This window comes from Streptomyces sp. NPDC041796, from assembly GCF_055590785.1.
On the sequence record NZ_JBVJAH010000002.1, the window covers coordinates 570,179 to 589,373 of the forward strand.

Genomic DNA, 19,195 nt, shown 5'->3' on the forward strand with positions numbered 1-19,195 from the left:
CGCCACAAGAGCGCCACCGCTCCCCCGCCGCGCGGCACCGGCGGCCGGGGGCTCGGGCCCACGGGGCGACCCGGTCCCGCCCCGGCGTGGCTCCAGCAAGAAATATAAGCAAAGGGGCAGAAATGGTACACGTAGCTGCCCTGTGCCGCCGTCGGCTGGAGACTGAGATGCGCGTGATGCTGATTCACCCGAGTGCCCTCATGTACTCGGAGATCTTCCTGCGACTCGAGCCACTGGGCCTGGAACGGGTGGCCGCGGCAGCGCGTGACGCCGGTCATGACGTGCGGGTCGTGGACCTCCAGGTCCTCTCGCGCGGTCTGCTCGACCGCGAACTGGAGTCGTTCGCGCCCGAGGCCGTGGGCATCTCGCTGAACTACCTGGCCAACATCCCCGAGGCGATCGAGATCGCCCACCACGCCAAGGCCGCGTCCCCGGGGTGCTTCGTCTTCCTCGGCGGCCACAGCGTCTCGTTCATCGCCGAACACGTGCTGGAACAGGCCGAGGGCGCGGTCGACGCGATCGTACGCGGCGAGGGCGAGCCCGCGGTCGAGCCGCTGCTGGCGGCGGCGCGCGACGGCGGGCTGAAGGACGTGCCGGGCATCGTCTGCGCGCAGGGCCGGGGTCCGGCCCCGAAGCTGCTGGACAGCCTGGACAGCCCCCGGCCCGCGCGCGATCTGATGCGCAAGCGCAACCGCTACTTCATCGGGGAACTGGACCCGTGCGCCTCGATCGAGTTCACCCGCGGCTGCCCCTGGGACTGCTCCTTCTGCTCCGCGTGGACCTTCTACGGGCGCAGCTACCGCAAGGCGTCCCCGGAGGCGGCCGCGGAGGAGATGGCCTCGATCCGGGAGCCGAACGTCTTCATCGTCGACGACGTGGCCTTCATCCGGCCCGAGCACGGGCACGGCATCGCCGCCGAGCTGGAGCGCCGGCGCATCCGCAAGCAGTACTACCTGGAGACGCGCAGCGACGTCCTGCTGCGCAACGAGGAGGTCTTCGCCCGCTGGACACGGCTCGGCCTGCGCTACATGTTCCTGGGCATGGAGGCCCTGGACGCCGAGGGCCTGGACCTCTACCGGAAGCGGGTGAGCCCGGACGACAACTTCAAGGCCCTGGAGACGGCCCGCCGGCTGGGCATCATGGTGGCCATCAACCTGATCGTCGACCCCGCCTGGGACGCGGAACGCTTCCGCCTCGTAAGGGAGTTCGCCCTGTCGGTGCCCGAGATCGTGCACCTGACGGTGATGACGCCGTACCCGGGCACGGAGATCTGGCACACCGAGGCCCGCCAGTTGACGACCCGTGACTACCGCCTGTTCGACATCCAGCACGCCGTCGTGCCCACCACGCTCCCGCTGGAGGAGTTCTACCGGGAGCTGGTGCGCACCCAGGCCGTGCTGAACCGCAAGCATTTGGGGCTGCGCAACGCCGTCGGAGCCATGAGCGTGCTGGGCCGCAACCTCGCCCGGGGCCAGACCAACTTCGCGCGCATGCTGTGGAAGTTCGGCAGCGTCTACAACGTGCAGCGGCAGATGGCCGACCACCGCAGACAGGTCCGTTACGAGCTGCCGCTGCCCCAGCACCGGGCCACGCCGCCCGGCCGGCAGGACCTGTTCATCCACACCAGGGCCGCCTCGCACGCCCGCCCGCAGGCCGACCCGGAGCCCGACGGCGTCTGAGTCCGGCTCTTCCGCCGTCCGAGTACACCGACCGGGTCGCACGGTCCGTACCGGCGGCCGGTGTGGAAGGTTGAGGAGTCCGAGTGCGGCCGGGGTGACGGCTCCGGGGTGAAGGCGTCAGGAGACACATGTGCGGTCCGGGATCGTGAAACGGCGCCCGAGTCTCCTGCCGGGCGACCCGCTGGGCGCCCTCGCCGAACTGGTCCTGCGCTTTCCCGTCCGTACGCTGGTGCTGACCGGCTGCGCGCTGCTGATGGCGGCGGTGGCGGCGGTGTGCGTCAACGAGAACCTGCACCACGGCGGTACGACGCCGCCGGGCTCTCAGTGGGCACGGGCGGAACACACACTGTCCACGGCGTTCCGCGGCGGAAGCCCGACGGTGACGCTGGTGGCCACGGCAGGGGCGGGCACGTCGGTGGACGATCCGGCGGCGGTGCGCGCCGGGACACGGCTCGCCGAGTTGGCGGCCTTCAGGTACTGGGGACAGCAGGTCGGCGTGTACGAGGTAGGCGCGCCAGAAGTAGTTGTCGGCGATGGGCAGCCGGCCGAAGATCGCGTCGAACCCGTCGTGGATGAGCTGGGCCGTGCCCCCGGGGTACTCCTCGGTGATCTCGCGGCGCTGCTGCGGCGGCACCCCGGCGAAGCTCAGCGCCAGCGGCTGGGCGCCGAGCCGCGCCGCCGTCCAGAGCCGGTCGCGCAGCCGGGACTCGTAGATGTGCCGTTGCCGCGTGAGCGTGGGTGCCGCCAGCAGCTCCCGCAGGTGCGGGCCGAGGCCCTGGAAGCCGCCCATGACGAGCATCATGCCCTTGGCCAGGAAGCCGGAGGTCCCCCGGTAGTAGAAGGAGTTGCGCCAGCCCCGCCCGGCGAAGGCCTCGATGTACCCGTCCCAGTACCGTTGCGCGAAGGGCGACAGGTCGGGGCGCAGGGCGTCCCGGTACATCTCGTGGGCCCGTACGGAGCGTCCGGCGCCGAACAGTTCGAAGAACTCGGCGTGCGACAGTCGCCGGATGCCGGCCGTCTTCAGTTCGAGCAGGGCGTTCTGCCGGGGGTTGACGTCGACGGCGGTGACCCTGCCGGCTCCGGCGAGCAGGTAGTCCAGTGCGTTGCAGCCGCCGCTGGTGATGACCAGGACGTGGTCGTCGGGTCCGATACCGAGGGCCGCGCGGTCGAGCGCCGGGTCCTCCCAGCAGGCGTTGTAGACCAGCTTCCGGTCGTGCAGGGCGCTGAACATCCGCCCTGCCAGCGGGGTGCCCGCGCGGGGCCCCGGCAGCGCCGGGGAGGGGGCGGCGACCGGCGTCACGTCGGCGGAGGGGTACGAGGGCATGCCCCTCACCTTGCTGGATCGAGCGCTCCGGCCGGTGCGGAGACACCCGGATTCCCCCGCCCGGCCGAACCCGGGGCGGTGGCGCACTAGCCCGGGCGAGGGGTTGGGAGAACCCGCCCGGACCGGTGCGGCTGCCGCGCGTGCCCGTCGGGGCGACGCTGTCGGGATGGACCGCGCGAGGGAGGAAACACGATGGAACGACAGCGACGGCCGGCGGTGACACCCCTGGGCCTGGCCGGCACCGTGGTCACCCTGGCCACGCTCACCGTGCTGATGCGGGGCCGGCAGCGCCCCGCCCGCCCCCCGGCCGGCCGGGACGCCCCCGGAAGGCGCTGGATGCCGCTGCTCCTCATCCCGGGTGCGTAAGCCCGCGCCACCGGGCGGGGAGGCCTCGCGGCCCGCGGCGAGAACCCGCCGCCCCGAAGCGCGCCGCCCGGCGCCAAGACCCCGCCCCCGCGCGGAGGGTGCACCCGTACCGCTGTGGCACGGGCGCACCGACCGGTGCGGGGAGAGCGAGCCGCGGGCGTCAGCCGCCGATGCGCGCGCCGACCGCGGCGAGTGCGGTCGTGACGGGCTGGAAGAACGTCTCGCCGCCCACGTCACAGTTGCCGCTGCCGCCCGACGTGAGGCCGATCGCATCCCCTTCCCGGGTGAACAGTGAGCCGCCGCTGTCGCCGGGCTCGGCGCACACGTTGGTCTGGATGAGCCCGGTGACGGTGCCCTCCGGGTAGTTCACGGTGGCGTTCAGGCCGGTGACCTGTCCGTCCCGCAGCCCGGTGGTGCTGCCCATGCGGAACACCTGCTGCCCGACCGCCGCCTCGGCCGCCTGCCGGATCTCCAGCTTCTGCCCGCCGCCCACGTCGACGGCGCTCGGGGCCTCGGCTCCCGGATCGTCGTACGTGACGAGACCGAAGTCCCCCTCGCCGGGGAAGACGCTCTCCTGCACCGAACCGAGCTGCGCGCCGTTCTCGTCCGCCCACGCCTGCGAGGCGGCGGTGCAGTGCCCGGCGGTGAGGAACCCCTTCTGACCGTCCTGTGTGGTGACGTTGAAGCCGAGCGAGCAGCGTGAGCCGCCGCCGAAGATGGCGTCACCGCCGTCGACGAACGGCTTGAACTGCCCCTTGGACTTCTGGATCCGGGCCATGCCCGGCCCCAGCGACTCGACCGCCGACTCGAGTGTGTTCCAGCGGTCCCCGGTGACCGTGCGGTCGGCGGTGACGAGGACCTGGTTCGTTCTGGGGTCGACGGCCCACGCCGTCCCGGGGATGCCCGCCTTCTGCGACAGCGTCCGCGTGGCCGACGTCAGCTCACCGGTGCTGTTCTGCACGGGCCGGACGACCGCGCCGGCCCGCTCGACCTTCGCCTTCTCCGCGTCGTCACCGTCCGCCACGTTGACGACGAGCTGCCGCTTGGCCGTGTCGTAGTACGCCCCTCCGTAGGAGTCGCCGAGGGACTGGCCCAGTTGCCTGGCCACCTGCGCGGCGGACGCGGCGCTCATGGTCGTGGCGGTGACCTGCTCCCGGTCGGTTCCGGACTGGGAGGCATTGGCGTTGGGCAGCAGGATCGCCGCCGCGGCAATGCCGACCGCCCCGGCTCCTGCGAGGACGGCTTTTCGCTTGGGTATGCGCCTGTGACTCAACTCCGCTGCTCCTGCTGGTGGTTCGGACTCCGGTGGCCGGCGGCGACCGGGGGACGCGTCCGCCCCTAGGTACGGACGGCGCGGCGGAAGTGTTCACTTCGCACCGGCTCCGATTCCCGCGCCACGTGGCCCTGTTGGGGACGATCGAGCCCCGTTACCCTCGGGACGCACTGTGGTCGATTCCCTACGCGGAGGGACTGTGAGAATCACACTGGACGCCGGCGGACCCGTCGAGGCGGACGACCTGTGGCGGTGGCTGCGGCGCGACCCGGGGCTGCGCGGCCATGTCGGCCGGGAGACGCCCGGTCCACCGGAGCCCGGAACCATGAGCGGCGGCGCCCCGGAACTCATCACGCTCCTGCTGGCTCCGGGCGGGCTGACCGCCGCCGTCGCGGCCGCGGTCGTCGCGTGGCTGCAGAGCCGCCGGGTCAACCAGACGGTGACGATCACCCGGCCCGACGGCACACAGGTCACGGTCACGTCGGAGCGGATCGACGGGCGGACCGCGGAGAGCACGGGGGACCTGGCGCAGCGCGTGGCCGAAGCCCTCCAGCCGCAGTCCCCGCCGCACGCCCAGCAGGGGCCACCACCCCTGCCCCGGGCCGAGGGGACGAGACCGGCGGCCGAGTCGGAGAGCGCCTGACCATGACGGAACGGCGGGGTGACTTAACGGGGGCCGACTGTCACGCGGTGGTGGTGGGGACGGGCCGGTACGGCACGAGCGGCAAAGTGCCTCTCGCCCCTCTGCCGAGCGCCGCTCACTCGGCGCGGGACCTCGCGCGGGCGCTGCGCGAGAAGTGCGGCATGGACGGCCGCGTCACCGAAATCATCGATCCGGAGGGGCCGACCGAGGTGCTGGCGGCCGTGCAGGCCGCCATCGACGCCTCGGAGGGCGGGGTGGTGCTCTTCTGCTTCGTCGGGCACGGGCTGCTGGGCCCGGGACGGCAGTTGTACCTGGCCACCTCCGGCACCCGGTCGGCGGACGACACCGTCCACGCGGTGCCGTACGACCAGGTCAGCAAACGTCTCGCGGACGCGGCGGCCAGTCCGGTGGTCGTCCTCGACTGCTGCTTCTCGGGTCTCGCGGAGGCCGCGCCGCAGGAGTCGTACCGTGACCTGCTCACCTCCGCCCGCCCCGAGGGCAGTTTCCTGCTGACGTCGGCGACGCACTATGCCGCGTCGTTCGCACCGGCGGGCGAGCGGCACACCCTGTTCAGCGGCGAACTGCTGCGGCTGCTGAACGAGGGCGACGCGGGAGGACCCGCGTGGTTCACCCTGCTGGACCTGTACCGGATCCTCGACCACCGCTTCCAGGGCGGTCCGGCGCGCCCCCACTCCGACGGGGTCGGCCGGGCCGCCGACATCGTCGTCGCTCCGAACCCGGGACGGGCGGCCGGTTCCGCCGAGCCGGACACCGCCGTCGCACAGAGCGAGGGTCCGTGCCCGTACCCGGGCATGCGGCCGTTCCTGCCTGAGCAGCACCATCTCTTCTTCGGCCGTGAGGAGTTGACCGGCGCGCTCGTGGACCGGGTGACCGGTGACGGGTACCGAGGACCGGTCGTCCTGGTCGGTCCTTCGGGGGCCGGCAAGTCCTCCCTGCTCCGGGCGGGACTGGTGCCGGCACTGGAGCGGGACCGGGTACTGCTGGTGCCGGGTGCCGGCGCCCAGCCGTTCCGTACGCTGGCGGAGCTGTGGTCCGGCGTGCGGGGCCGGCCGTTCGCCGAGGTGGAGACCGGGCTGGGCGCCGGGCGGTTCGGGGACGGCGGACCCGATGTCCTGGTGGTCGACCAGCTCGAGGAGATCTTCACCCAGTGCCGGGACGTCGAGGAACGGGAGCTGTTCATCCGGGCAATCACCGGGTCGCCGGCGGCGGGCCCTCGCATCGTGCTGGGTCTGCGCGCCGACTTCTACGGCCAGTGCCTCAACGACGCACGGCTCGCGCGGGTCGTGCGGAACGGACAGTTCACCGTTGCGGCCATGTCGGACGACGAGCTGCGCTCGGCGGTCGAACAGCCCGCGCGGCAGGCCGGACTGCGGCTGGAGGAGGGGCTCGCCGAGCACCTGCTGCGTGAACTGCGCCAGGAGCGGGCCGTCGACGGAGACGCGGTCGCGCTGCCCTTCCTGGCCCACGCCCTCCAGCAGACGTGGGCGAGACGCCGTGGTGCCTGCCTCACCTTCGCCGGGTACCAGGCCGCGGGCGGCATCCGTACGTCCGTGGCGCGAGCGGCCGACGCGGTGTACGACGCGCTCGACGAGGACGGCAGGCGCAGGCTCCGGGAGCTGCTCCTGCGGATGGTCGTGCTGGCGGACGGAGACGGGCAGGCCGTACGCCGCCGGGTTCCCACCGGTGAGCTGGCCGGTGTCGCCGACCTGCTCGACCGGCTCGTCGAGGCCCGGCTCGTGGTCGTCGACCGGGGCGAGGCGCAGCTCTGTCACGACTCGCTGCTGTACGCCTGGCCCAGGCTCCGCGAGTGGATCACCGACGACCGGGTCGGTCTGCTGGTACGCCGCCGGCTGGGCGACGCGGCCGACGGGTGGCACGAGGCGGGACGGCCGGCCAGCGGTCTGTACAGCGGTGACCAGCTGGCCGCGGCCCGGGCCCAGCTCGCCCTGGGCGGCCGGGTGCTGCCGATCCGGCCGGTGGAGCAAGACTTCCTCGACGCCGGCGGCCGGGCCGAGCGACGCGCCAGGAACGTGCGCAGGGCAGCGGTGTCCGTGGTCACGGTGCTGGCCGTTCTCGCGAGCGTCCTCGCGGTACTGGCCCGTGACGCCCAGCGGGACGCGGAGGGCCGGGAGACGACACTGATCGCCAACCAGATCGCGGCCCAGGCGGACTCGCTGCGTGAGCGGGACCCGCAGACCGCCCTGCGTCTCAGCCTGGCCGCCTACCGTGCGGCCGAGACACCCCAGACCCGGACCAGTCTGTATGAGGCGTATCTCTCGAAGGCGCCCGTGGAACTGCCGGGAGCCGTCCGGGCACCGGTCCTCGGCATCGCGTTCGGCGCGGACGGTGACGTGCTGGCCACCAGCCAGCGCGGTGGACGTGTGCAGTTGTGGGACATCTCCCGGAGGAACGCGCCCGTGAGAGCGGCGCATCTGGGGCTGAAGGGCAGCGCGGCGATCGCGTTCCATCCGCGCGCCCGGCTGCTGGCCGCGCAGACGGCCACCGAACTCACCCTGTGGGACGTCGCCGACCCGGCGGAGCCGAAACGGCTGGCCGTCCACGGCATCGCGAAGGGGATCACCTACACACTCGCCTTCAGCCCCGACGGCCGGACGCTGGCGTCGGGGAGCGAACGGGGCAGGCTGCGGCTGTGGGACGTGTCGGAGCCCTCGGGCCCGCGGCTGCGCCACGAGCGCCGTGTCGCGGCCGCCGACCTGATCTCGCTCGCGTTCGGCCGCCACGGTCTGCTCGTCACGGGCAACGGCAGGGGCGGTGGAAAGGGTCGGGGCACCGCCGCGGAAGTGCGCCTGTGGCGGGTGGACGATCCGGCGCGGCCCCGGCTGCTGGACACCTCGACGACGGCGTCCGTGATGGCGGTCGCGTTCCATCCCCGGCGGGACCTGGTCGTCGCGACGGGTGGAGAGGCGAACATGGCGTGGTGGACGGTCGAGGACCGGCGGCGCCTCGTGGAGATCGAACCGGAGGACACGTACGACAGGCAATGGGGATACAGCAAGGGACTGCCCTCACTGAGCTTCCGTCCGGACGGAGGACGGCTCGCCGCCGCGGACAACGGCGCGCAGGGTGGAGCGAAGCTCCGGGACGCCACGGAGAAGGGCCCGGAGCTCCTGAACAGCCCCGCCGAGGAGGGAACCCTCCCGGGTGGAGAACCCGCTCAGGCCGTGGCGTACAGCCCGGACGGGGCGCATCTCGCGGTCGGTGACGTCGGAGGCAACGTACGGGCGTGGCCCGAGCGGGCCCCCGCGCCGCGGCTGGCCGGGCGGATGGCGCAGCCCTCCCCGGGCACCAGTCCGATCAGCGACGACGGCCGGTTCATGGTCACCAGGGGCTCGACACTGACCCGCGTCTGGGACGTGACCACGGCGGACACCGCCGACGGGGCGGATCCCCGGCTGCGCTTCACCCTGCCGGAGGGCTGGGAGGCCCGCTTCTTCCTGCCGGGCAGGGACGGTCCGCTGTTGTTGGGGCACCGGTGGGAGGAGGGAACCAGGAACCACGCGTTCCGGCTGTGGGACCTCAGCGGGTCCGGCCCGCCCGTGCCGGGGGCCGAGATGCCCTTCCGGGATCCCGACGTGCGCACCGCCGTGTCCCGGGACGGGCGGCTGCTGGTGGTGGCGGGTTCGAAGGGCACGAGGGCGGACGTGTGGGACCTGCGGAACGCCCGGAAGCCCGTCCGTCGCACGAGCATTCCCGTCACACCGTCGATCGAGCCGGAGAGCCTCTTCTTCATGGGTGAGCACGCCCTCGCGATCGTGGAAGGCGACGGCGAGACGCCGGGCCGTTCGGCGGACCTGCGCATCTGGGATCTGACCGACCCGGGAAAGCCGGTCAGGGGCAGCAGACTCGAGGGAGTGGCCGAGGCAAGGGCGGCCTACCTCCCCTCGGCGCGCCTGATGATCACGGACGACAGCGCTCAGAGCGCGCAGTTGTGGGACATGCGGGACATGCGCAGGCCCCGGAAGGCCGCGAAGCTGCCCGCCACGTCCGGGGGGTACCAGCCGGCGGGCAAGGGGCTGCTGGCGACGTCGCTGCTCGACGGAACGGTGCGCTTCTGGAACGTGGACGACCCGTACAAGCCACGGGAGTTGCCCGAGATGCGGTTCGACCGGACCATCGAGGAGATCAGGCCCGCTCCTGACGGCACGCGGGTGGTGACCAGTGAGCCGTACCGCATCTGGGAGGCGGAGGAGGACGGCAGATGGCGCACGCCGGCCCTCGCCACCTTGGAGGTCGCGAGGGAGCTACGGCTGTTTCCGCGGAAGAGCCCTTTCATGGCCGTCGTGCCGAGCTGGGAGCGCGAAGTCGCCTACGGCTCGGAGAACACCTACCTCCTCGACCACGACACCGACAGGATCCACCGGCGGCTGTGCCAGACCCATCCGCTGAGCGTCGACGAGGCCCGCTGGAAGGCCCTGCTCCCGCACCTCTCCTACAGGCGTTCCTGCGACTGAGACCAGGGCGTACGGCCGGCTGCCTCCCGGGAACCCCCGGGGGGCGGGCCGGGGGTGGGCCGGGGAGGGCGTGGGTCGCTCCGGAAGAGGGTGCAATGTTAGAAATGGGGCATGAGCGGACGTCTCGGACGGACCAGGCGAGCGTCGGGCCGCCCGGACCCGGGACGTGTGCCGGGCGCTCCGGACCGGGCCCGCACCATGAAGGCACGGCGCCCGCCACCGGAGGGTGTGCGGTCGCTGCTGGGCGTACGCACGGTCGCCGGTCAGGTGCTGCTGCTCCAGATCGTGGTCGCGGTGCTGCTGATCACCGTGGCCGTGGTGGGGCTGGCGTTCCAGGCGCGCTACGACGGCGAGCGGGACGCGCAGAACCGCTCGCTGGCCGCCGCCGAGTCCTTCGCGGACGCCCCGGGCACGGTGGCGGCGCTCAAGGCCCCCGATCCGACCGCCGCGCTCCAGGCGTCGGTGCTCGAGGCCCGGGACGGCTCCGGCGTGGACTTCATCGCCGTGATGACGCCCGAGGGGAACCGCGTCGCCGACAACGACGCGTCGCTGATCGGCCGCCGCGCCGAGGACGTGGAGCGCGCCGCGGCGGGTACCGCGTTCACGGAGATCTTCGAGGGCGCGCCGAACGACGCCGCCCGGGCCGTCGTCCCCGTCACCGACGCCGACGGTTCGGTGGTGGGACTGGTGAGCGCCGGTGTCACGATCGAGAACGTCGGGGGCGCGTTCAACCGCCACCTGCCGGTGCTGCTGGGCTCCGCCGCCGCCGCGCTCGCGCTGGCGGTCGGCAGCTCGGCGCTGGTGAGCCGGCGGCTGAGCCGCCAGACGCACGGCCTCGGCCCCACCGAGATGACCCGGATGTACGAACACCACGACGCCGTTCTGCACGCGGCGCGTGAGGGTGTGGTCATCATCGGGGACGACGGCCGGCTGACGCTGGCCAACGACGAGGCGCGCAGGCTCCTGGGCCTGCCCCCCGACGCGGAGGGGCGCGCCGTCAGCGACCTCGGTCTGGACGAGGACACGGCGGAGCTGCTGAGCTCGGGCCGTGCGGTGACCGACGAGGTGCACCTGGCGGGCGACCGCCTGCTCGCCGTCAACACCCGGCCCACGGCCCCCTACGGCGGGGCGACCGGCACGGTCGCGACGCTCCGCGACACCACCGAGCTGCGGGCGGTGTCGGGGATGGCGGAGGTGGCCCGGGAGCGGCTGAAGCTGCTGTACGAGGCGGGGGTGCGGATCGGGACGACGCTGGACGTGGTGCGGACCGCCGAGGAGCTGTCGGAGGTGACGGTGCCCGGGTTCGCGGACTTCGTCACGGTGGAGCTGCTGGACCCGGTCCTGCGCGGCGAGGAGCCGTCGGGCAGGCACACGGAGATGCGGCGCACGGCGGTGGCCGGCATCCACGACGACCACCCCCTCCAGCCGGTGGGCGACCTCATCAGGTTCGCCGTTCCCACGACGCCGATGGCGGCGGCCCTGGCGAGCGGGCACGCGGTGCTGGAGGCCGACCTGAACGTGGCCCACGGATGGCGGGCGCAGGACACCGCGGGGGCCGACGAGGCTCTCGCGTACGGCATCCATTCGCTGGTGACGGTGCCGTTGCAGGCGCGCGGGGTGGTCCTGGGCATGGCCAACTTCTGGCGTTCGGAGCGGGCCGAACGGTTCGAGGAGGAGGACCTGGCCTTCGCGGAGGAGGTGGCCGCCCGGGCCGCCGTAGCCATCGACAACGCCCGTCGCTTCACCCGCGAGCACGCCATGGCGGTCACGCTCCAGCGGAGCCTGCTGCCCCGCGTCCTGCCCGAGCAGGGCGCGCTGGACATCGCGTACCGCTATCTGCCGGCGCAGGCGGGGGTGGGCGGCGACTGGTTCGACGTCATCCCGCTGCCCGGGGCCAGGGTCGCCCTGGTGGTGGGCGATGTGGTGGGGCACGGACTGCACGCCGCCGCCACGATGGGCCGGCTGCGGACGGCGGTGCACAACTTCTCGGCGCTGGACCTGCCGCCGGACGAGCTGCTGGGACTCCTGGACGAGTTGGTCACCCGTATCGACCAGGAGGAGGGCGCGGACGGCAACGGGGAGGGCATCACGGGCGCCACGTGCCTGTACGCCGTCTACGACCCGGTGTCCGGCCGCTGCAGCATGGCCACCGCGGGGCACTTCGCCCCCGTGGTCGTCCTGCCCGACGGCACCCTGGACTGCCCCGAGGTGCCCGTCTTCCCGCCCCTGGGCCTGGGCGGCCTGCCGTTCGAGACGGCCGAGATCCAGCTCGCCGAGGGTTCCCAGCTCGTCCTCTACACCGACGGTCTGATCGAGCACCGGGACCGGGACGTCGACGCCGGCCTCGAGCTGCTGCGCGAGACGCTGTCGGGCCATCGCGGCCGTACGCCGGAGGCGACCTGCCAGGCCGTGTTCGACGCCATGCTGCCGCCGCACCGCCGGGACGACATCGCGCTGCTGGTGGCCCGCACCAATCTGGTCGACCGCACCCGGGTCGCCGACTGGGACGTGCCCAGGGACCCCTCCGCCGTCGCACGTGTGCGTTCCGCGTGCGGCCGTCAGCTGGAGGAGTGGGGACTGGAGGAGGTCGGGTTCACGACCGAGCTGATGCTCAGCGAGCTGATCACCAACGCCATCCGCTACGGCTCCGAGCCGATCCATGTGCGGATGCTGTACGAGCGCTGCCTGATCTGTGAGGTGTCGGACGGCAGCAGTACGTCCCCGCACCTGCGGCGCGCGGCGACCACGGACGAGGGCGGCCGGGGACTGTTCCTGGTCTCCCAGCTCGCCGAGCGGTGGGGCACCCGGTACACCCCCACCGGGAAGGTGATGTGGACCGAACAGTCCCCCACCGCGGGGGCCCGGATGCCGACGGAGCTGCTGCTGGACGACGTGTCCTGGTGACCTCGGCGGGTCCGTCGGACGGTGCCGGAACAGCAAACTTTGTTGCCGTCGGCGGCGGGGGCGCGGTGCAATGAACGGCATGGAAGAGCAGTCGGACGCCATCGCCAGGACCCTGACCCAGGTGGGCCCGCGCCTCAAGCGCCTCCGTACGGAGCGCGGCGTGACCCTGGCCGCGCTGTCGGCGGCCACGGGGATCTCCAAGAGCACCCTGTCCCGTCTGGAGTCCGGCCTGCGCCGCCCCAGCCTGGAGCTGCTACTGCCGATCGCCCAGGCACACCAGGTTCCGCTGGACGAGCTCGTGGGCGCGCCCGAGGTGGGCGACCCGCGCGTCCGCCTCACGCCCAGGACCGTGCACGGCAACACCGTGCTGCCCCTGACCCGGCAACCCGGCCCGCAGCAGGCCTTCAAGATGGTGCTCCCCGCCGACCGGAACACCCCCCAGCCCGTCACCCACGAGGGCTACGAGTGGCTGTACGTGCTGTCCGGGCGGCTGCGGCTGGTCCTGGCCGAGCACGATCTGGTGCTGGGGGCGGGCGAGGCGGCCGAGTTCGACACCAGGCTGCCGCACTGGTTCGGCACCACGGGGGACGGCCCCGTCGAGGTGCTCAGCCTCTTCGGCCGGCAGGGCGAGCGGATGCACGTGCGCGCCAGGCCGCGCCGCGCGGGTGGCGCGGCGGAGGGGAACGGGGCCACACGCGGCCGGTCGTCCGCGTCCGCGTGATCATCCGGTGCCGGGGGCCGGAGGCTGCGCGACCGAACGCCGGGCCGATGACGCGCGTGTCCATCTCGACGGCCCTCCCCCACGGCCCGTCGCGCAACGCGCCGAACAGTGCCGCGTCCGTGCCGGCGGACGCGCTCCGCACACTCCGCGGCGTCGTACGGCCACGGTGATGGACGAGTTGTGCACGCATACGCCCGCGGTCGCGCCACCGGGCGGGCACGAGGTCGGCGGGGCCGGACTTCACTGCGTCCGGCGCGCCCGGGCCCGCCACCTGGGAGCAACCGGCGGCCGGGTCGGCGTCGGCACACCACGAGACCCTTGCGTCCCTTTTCTCCGTTATGCAGGTTTGGCGGCAATCGCCTTTGCTGCTCACATTGCGGGGAAAATGCGTCACTTATGGGCTCTGGTTATCACGCGTGATAAGTATCACCGCGCAGGACTGGCACACAGGGGCTCTTCAGGCCTGATTCCCGGTTGTTTGCAGCAAAGTTGACGGTTCACCACCGGCCGGAAGGCGGTGGAAAGCGGGTCGGGCCGTGAAATTCACGCCTTGTTCCGCCAGGCCCGTCTCGCTTACGGTCCCCTCAATCCGGATGGACCGCCGAATCCTGCCGCCGTCCGGAAACCCCACACCCACTCACGTACGTACGGCAGGAGCGGGGGACCCAGGTAAGCCGCCGACCCGGAGCACACCGGATCGGCTAGGGGTGAAGTCGCGCTGATACCGCGACCGGGCATCTCCAGCCCGAACCCGACAGCTCACCTCGCAGGCGACGGAGAGGAATTCGCCATGCCCGCAAAGGGTAAGCACCGTCGTCCCAAGAACAGTCCGCTCGCCCGCCGTTTCGTCGCCGCGGGCACGGGCGGCGCCGCACTCGCGCTGCCCCTGATGGGCGCCACCGCCGCCGAGGCGGCGCCCAGCGCGGCGTACTCCGTTACCGCCGGCGTCCCGGCCGCGGCCCCGGCCGCCACCGCTGCCGCCGCCAAGAAGGCCGCGCCCACCACGTACTCCGTCGTCGCGGGTGACTCCCTCTCCAAGATCGCGCGGGAGCACAAGGTGAGCGGTGGCTGGAAGAAGCTCTACGAGGACAACCGGAAGGCCATCGGGGCCGACCCGTCCCTGATCCGCCCCGGCCTCAAGCTGACGATCGGCGCGAAGGCGGCCGAGCGCGCTTCGGCGCCCGAGCGAGCCGACCGGTCCGCCGAGCGGAAGGCCGCACCGGCCGCCGCCAAGGCGGCGACGTACCCGGACAACCTCGACGGCTGGATCCGGGAGTCGCTGGACATCATGGCCAAGCACGGCATCCCCGGCACGTACGAGGGGATCCACCGCAACATCATGCGTGAGTCCTCGGGCAACCCGCTCGCCATCAACAACTGGGACATCAACGCCGTGAACGGGACCCCCTCGAAGGGGCTCCTCCAGGTCATCGCGCCGACGTTCGAGGCCTACCACGTGCCCGGCACGGCGACGGACCCCTACGACCCGGTCGCCAACATCACCGCCGCCTGCAACTACGCGGCCGACCGGTACGGCTCCATCGACAACGTCAACGGTCCTTACTGATCCACACGCTTTCCCCGCTGGGGCCGGCCGCTCGAACGCGGCCGGCCCCAGCGGCGTTCGGCCCTCGCATTTCCCGTGGGAGTCCGGTGGAGTTCCGCGGGAGCAATGCCGTATGTCTCGCCAATCGGACACAAGACGGCGCGCCGAGCCGTCTGCCATTCGGCTTGTTTACCACCCCTCACCGAATTTTCTTGTGAAACGTTGGCGAACGGGGTCTCCATATCGATCTTCACTGTCCCGCTGACCTCGCCGAACGGCTTCAGCCGAACTCCGCATACCGCAAGCACCCGTTGACCGAAAGGGTGCCTTGACCGTGACTCCGCGCCGAACGAGACTCCCCACAGGCACCCATGCATCAGGAGCCACAAGCAGACGCGTATGCCAATGGCCCTGCGAGACCGATATCGCACGGGGTGTGTGACGGGGGAAAGACCTGAAAACGCGGCGCTCGTTTCCATGATCCACGCGTGCTCCTCCGCCCCGTTCCTGCGGCGCCGGGACCACCGGGTCGCGGGCGGCCGGGGTCACCAGGCGCGCTGAAGACCCGGGGCGGCGTGCTGCGGATCGAGGAGGGCCGCTGGCTGCCGCTGGAGGACGGTGTCGAGATCTGCCGGCTCCGAGCGGGATCGAGGTGCATCACGCGCCGCCGGCCTGGGTGTTCGGCGAGAGCTCGGTGTCCGATCCACGCCTGGCGTTCGGGCCGCTGTCCGGTCCGGTCCCCCGCCGCGGCGATGGAGGAGGCGAAGGCCACCGAGACGGGCGGTGCGCCGGCCGGTCCCCCCGCGCAGGGCGAGAACTGAACGAACCATCCCCACCGGACCATCCAACCGGAAAGGATCACCACGATGGCAACGCCGCTGTCCGCGTCCAAGCTTCTCAAGGCCCTTCGTGACGAGGGCCTCCAGGTCGTCGAGCACCGCAACTGGCGTACGCACAACCGCAATCACAAGGGCCCGTGGGGTCCGGTGCACGGGGTGATGATCCACCACACCGTGACCTCGGGCACCCAGAACTCCGTGAACATCTGCTACGACGGCCACTCGAGCCTGCCGGGGCCGTTGTGTCACGGGGTGATCGCCAAGGACGGGTCGGTCCACCTCGTGGGCCACGGCCGGGCCAACCACGCCGGTCTCGGTGACGACGAGGTCCTCCGGGCGGTGATCGACGAACGCCCGTCGCTGCCCGCCGACAACGAGGCCAACACCGACGGCAATCGGTACTTCTACGGGTTCGAGTGCGTCAACCTCGGCAACGGCACCGACCCGTGGCCGGCGGCACAGCTGGAGGCGATCGAGAAGGCGGCGGCCGCGCTCTGCCGGGCGCACGGCTGGTCGCACCGTTCGGTGATCGGGCACAAGGAGTGGCAGCCGGGGAAGATCGACCCGCGCGGGTTCACGATGGACTCGATGCGGGCCCGCATCGGACAGCGGCTCGGCGCAGCGCCGGACGGCCCGGCGAAGCCCCCGGCGCCGAAGCCCCCGGCATCGTACGAGCCGTTCCCCGGCGCCGCGTTCTTCACCCCCGGCCGGCGCAGCGCGATCATCACGGCCATGGGCAAGCGGCTGGTGGCGGAGGGGTGCGGGCGGTACGAGGTGGGCCCCGGCCCCGAGTGGAGCGAGGCCGACCGGAAGTCCTACGCCGCCTGGCAGCGCAAGCTCGGCTATGCGGGCAGTGACGCCGACGGCATCCCGGGGAAGTCGAGCTGGGACAGACTGAAGGTGCCGAACGTCTGAGCCGGGCCCCCGGGGCCCACGGGCCGAGGTACGGCGTTGTGGGCGCCGGGGGTGTGGCGGGAGGCGCGGCGGAAGACGTCACTGAAGGCGTTGGTGGAGGACCGGCCGCGGCGGAGGGCGACGGACGTCACGACATCGACGGCCCGTGCTGCCCGAGCCCGGCCGGGCGCACGAGCGCAGTTCGGCTACCTGAACGGCCGGCGCTCCGCCTCGTCACCCCCTGCTACCACTTCGCTGCACCGGGGGCGGAGCGCCGGCGGCAGCGGTCACGGCCCGGGCCGTTCCAGGCGGGGAAGACCAAGCACGAGTCGGCGCATCCAATTGCATAGATATACGAACTATGACAAACTCGCCCGTACCGCGTTGTACGAGGAGTTTCCCCGCATGGCCCACGAAGCCGATTCGACTACTCCCACCCCAGCTCTCCGCATCAACATCGCCTTGGCCCGCGACTGCCACGACTGCGGCGAATGGGGAACCGTGATCGATTCCCACGGTCACGACAAACCGTGCCCCACCTGCCAGCGACGGGACCGTGGATGACCCAACAAGGCCGGCGGCCGCCGCGCGTTGGGATTTCGGCACCGAGTTCGCCGGCCGCGGCGCGACCCCTGTCCTGGTGGGCGTCGACGTCGATGACGACCGCATCGGGGCGGTGCGACAGCGCTCGCGCGAGGATGTGTCCGTTTCCGCCGGACTCCGCGACGACCCTCATGTCGTCCTCGCGGTTCAGGAGCGCGGTGAGCGCCCGCGCAGCAGCCCGTTCCCCTCGGCCAGAAGAACACGGGTCACTGGCACTCCCTGCGGTAGGACCTGGCCTACGACGGATTGTCCCCGCTCGGGCCGGGACGCGCCGGTTCAGGAAGCCGTTCGGCGGGGCCGCTCAGTAGTTCTGCCATTCGTGGCGGGTGTACTCCAGCACCACCGGGTCCATCAGGGTGCTCGCCCGTACGTCCTGGGGGCGGCGGTCCACCGGGAAGACGGTGGCGGCCGTCAGGACGTCGTCGTCGAGGAAGCGCAGCGGCGGCGCGTCGGCCGCCAGGCGCAGAACCGGCGGCGGGCCGTCCGCACCGGGGGTGGCGAGGATGAAGCCCCAGTTGCCGAAGCTGGGGACGTCGACCTGGTACGGGGTGGTCGCGTAGCCGGCCTCACGGATGGTGGCGGCGATGGACCAGTACGACTTGGGCGCGAAGAACGGCGACCCGCCCTGCACCACGACCCGGCTGTCAGGGGTGAGGACACGGCCCAGCAGGTGGTAGAACTCCACGCTGTAGAGCTTGGCCAGGGCGGCGGTGTCGGGGTCCGGGAAGTCGATGAGGACCGTGTCGTAGCGCCGGGTGGCGTCCCGCAGCCAGGTGAAGGCGTCGGCGTGGACGACGGTCACCCGCGGGTCGTTCAGCGCGTGGCGGTTGAGGTCGACCAGCGGGGCGAAGGTGCGGGCCAGTCGTGTCATCGCCGGGTCGAGGTCGACCAGGGTGACCGTGTCCACGTCGTCGTACGCGAGCACCTCGCGGAGGGCCAGCGCGTCCCCGCCGCCCAGGACCAGTACGGAGGAGCGTTTCCCCGACAGTGCGGGGTGGACGAGCGCCTCGTGGTAGCGGTACTCGTCCACGGAGGAGAACTGCAGGTCGCCGTTGAGGAACAGCCGGGTGTCCGGCTGTCCGGTGAAGGCGGTGGAGCGGGTGACGACGATGTCCTGGTACGGCGTGGTCTCGGCGTGCACGATGGGGTCGCGGTAGAGCTGCTGGCGCGCCGTGACCTCGATGTCGTCGGCCAGGACGTACACCGTGGCCAGGACGGCGAGGACGCCTGCCGCCCCGGCCAGCAGCCCGTTGCGAACCATCGGACGGGTTTCGCGGCGGAAGATCCACAGGACGACGACGACCCCGGCCACCGCGTTGACCGCGCCCACCACCAGGGCGCCTTTGAGCTGGCCGAAGGCGGGCAGGAGCAGCAGCGGGAAGCACAGGCCGCCGACCAGCGCTCCGACGTAGTCCGCGGCGAACATGTCGGCCACGGCACTGCCGGCCTCCTGCCGCCGGATCCGCTGGAGCAGTGTCATCAGCAGGGGGATCTCGGCGCCCACGAGGAGGCCGACGACGAACGAGACCACCACCATGGCCGGCATGTAGAGGCGCAGCCAGGCGAACGCCACGTACAGGATGAGCACCGACAGGCCGCCGACGAGCGCCAGCAGGATCTCGACGAGGGCGAAGGCCCCGACCGCGCGCCGTTGCAGTGGCTTGGCGGCCAGGGAACCGATGCCCATGGCGAAGACCATGACGGAGATGACCACGGAGGTCTGCATCACGGAGTTGCCGATGAGGTAGCTGCCGAGAGCGGTCAGCGCCAGCTCGTAGACCAGACCGCAGGCCGCGCAGACGAACACCGCGAGCAGCAGCAGGAATCGCGTTCCGCGTGCGTGCGCCCGCGGCGGCCGGGGGCCTGCGGCCGGAGGGGTGCGGTCCAGGACGGTGGTGCTCATCAGGGGG

General features: G+C 72.1%; 11 protein-coding genes and 1 riboswitch. Of the genes, 8 read left to right on the forward strand and 3 right to left on the reverse strand.

What is annotated here, in order from left to right; translation table 11 throughout:
- Positions 1–167: 167 nt before the first annotated feature.
- Complete coding sequence (hpnR, locus tag ACZ6C1_RS05985; RefSeq protein ID WP_469238086.1) at positions 168–1,679, forward strand: hopanoid C-3 methylase HpnR; 1,512 nt, start codon at positions 168–170, stop codon at positions 1,677–1,679.
- On the opposite strand, the gene ACZ6C1_RS05990 is transcribed toward hpnR, so the two are convergent.
- Positions 1,615–3,003: a DUF3419 family protein gene (locus ACZ6C1_RS05990; protein WP_469238088.1), complete on the reverse strand. Its 1,389-nt coding sequence runs from the start codon at positions 3,001–3,003 to the stop codon at positions 1,615–1,617. The two genes, hpnR and ACZ6C1_RS05990, sit on opposite strands and share 65 nt — an antisense overlap.
- Before the next feature lie 192 nt (positions 3,004–3,195).
- Here ACZ6C1_RS05990 and ACZ6C1_RS05995 point away from each other — a divergent pair, with 192 nt between their 5' ends.
- Positions 3,196–3,369, forward strand: a complete 174-nt coding sequence (locus ACZ6C1_RS05995; RefSeq protein WP_469238090.1) for a hypothetical protein — start codon at positions 3,196–3,198, stop codon at positions 3,367–3,369.
- 160 nt (positions 3,370–3,529) lie between these two features.
- Here ACZ6C1_RS05995 and ACZ6C1_RS06000 read toward each other — a convergent pair whose 3' ends face one another.
- On the reverse strand, positions 3,530–4,642 hold the full coding sequence (locus ACZ6C1_RS06000; protein WP_469238092.1) for a S1 family peptidase: 1,113 nt from the start codon (positions 4,640–4,642) through the stop codon (positions 3,530–3,532).
- Positions 4,643–4,841: 199 nt separating this feature from the next.
- On the opposite strand from ACZ6C1_RS06000, the gene ACZ6C1_RS06005 reads away from it, so the two are divergent.
- The 6 genes from ACZ6C1_RS06005 to ACZ6C1_RS06030 all read left to right on the forward strand — a co-directional run bounded on the left by ACZ6C1_RS06005 (position 4,842) and on the right by ACZ6C1_RS06030 (position 16,703).
- On the forward strand, positions 4,842–5,285 hold the full coding sequence (locus ACZ6C1_RS06005) for an effector-associated constant component EACC1 (RefSeq protein WP_469238094.1): 444 nt from the start codon (positions 4,842–4,844) through the stop codon (positions 5,283–5,285).
- 2 nt (positions 5,286–5,287) lie between these two features.
- On the forward strand, positions 5,288–9,778 hold the full coding sequence (locus tag ACZ6C1_RS06010) for a caspase, EACC1-associated type (protein ID WP_469238096.1): 4,491 nt from the start codon (positions 5,288–5,290) through the stop codon (positions 9,776–9,778).
- 111 nt (positions 9,779–9,889) lie between these two features.
- A complete protein-coding gene (locus tag ACZ6C1_RS06015; RefSeq protein WP_469238097.1) occupies positions 9,890–12,682 on the forward strand; it encodes a SpoIIE family protein phosphatase in 2,793 nt (930 codons plus the stop codon).
- A gap of 79 nt (positions 12,683–12,761) precedes the next feature.
- Positions 12,762–13,403, forward strand: coding sequence for a helix-turn-helix domain-containing protein (locus ACZ6C1_RS06020; RefSeq protein ID WP_469238099.1), 642 nt, complete (start codon positions 12,762–12,764; stop codon positions 13,401–13,403).
- Positions 13,404–14,023: 620 nt separating this feature from the next.
- Positions 14,024–14,189: riboswitch (cyclic di-AMP (ydaO/yuaA leader) on the forward strand.
- Between the two features lie 4 nt (positions 14,190–14,193).
- Positions 14,194–14,970: a transglycosylase SLT domain-containing protein gene (locus ACZ6C1_RS06025; RefSeq protein WP_469238101.1), complete on the forward strand. Its 777-nt coding sequence runs from the start codon at positions 14,194–14,196 to the stop codon at positions 14,968–14,970.
- An 845-nt stretch (positions 14,971–15,815) separates the two neighbouring features.
- Positions 15,816–16,703, forward strand: coding sequence for a peptidoglycan-binding protein (locus tag ACZ6C1_RS06030; protein WP_469238103.1), 888 nt, complete (start codon positions 15,816–15,818; stop codon positions 16,701–16,703).
- An 883-nt stretch (positions 16,704–17,586) separates the two neighbouring features.
- Here ACZ6C1_RS06030 and ACZ6C1_RS06035 read toward each other — a convergent pair.
- Positions 17,587–19,188 carry a polyamine aminopropyltransferase gene (locus ACZ6C1_RS06035; protein WP_469238105.1) on the reverse strand — a complete coding sequence of 534 codons (1,602 nt, stop codon included), beginning with the start codon at positions 19,186–19,188 and terminating at the stop codon, positions 17,587–17,589.
- Positions 19,189–19,195: the final 7 nt, after the last annotated feature.

Coding starts and splice junctions, on each gene's coding strand:
- hpnR (WP_469238086.1), top strand. CDS start 168: ATGCGCGTGATGCTGATTCACCCGAGTGCCCTCATGTACTCGGAGATC.
- ACZ6C1_RS05990 (WP_469238088.1), bottom strand. CDS start 3,003: ATGCCCTCGTACCCCTCCGCCGACGTGACGCCGGTCGCCGCCCCCTCC.
- ACZ6C1_RS05995 (WP_469238090.1), top strand. CDS start 3,196: ATGGAACGACAGCGACGGCCGGCGGTGACACCCCTGGGCCTGGCCGGC.
- ACZ6C1_RS06010 (WP_469238096.1), top strand. CDS start 5,288: ATGACGGAACGGCGGGGTGACTTAACGGGGGCCGACTGTCACGCGGTG.
- ACZ6C1_RS06015 (WP_469238097.1), top strand. CDS start 9,890: ATGAGCGGACGTCTCGGACGGACCAGGCGAGCGTCGGGCCGCCCGGAC.
- ACZ6C1_RS06020 (WP_469238099.1), top strand. CDS start 12,762: ATGGAAGAGCAGTCGGACGCCATCGCCAGGACCCTGACCCAGGTGGGC.
- ACZ6C1_RS06025 (WP_469238101.1), top strand. CDS start 14,194: ATGCCCGCAAAGGGTAAGCACCGTCGTCCCAAGAACAGTCCGCTCGCC.
- ACZ6C1_RS06030 (WP_469238103.1), top strand. CDS start 15,816: ATGGCAACGCCGCTGTCCGCGTCCAAGCTTCTCAAGGCCCTTCGTGAC.
- ACZ6C1_RS06035 (WP_469238105.1), bottom strand. CDS start 19,188: ATGAGCACCACCGTCCTGGACCGCACCCCTCCGGCCGCAGGCCCCCGG.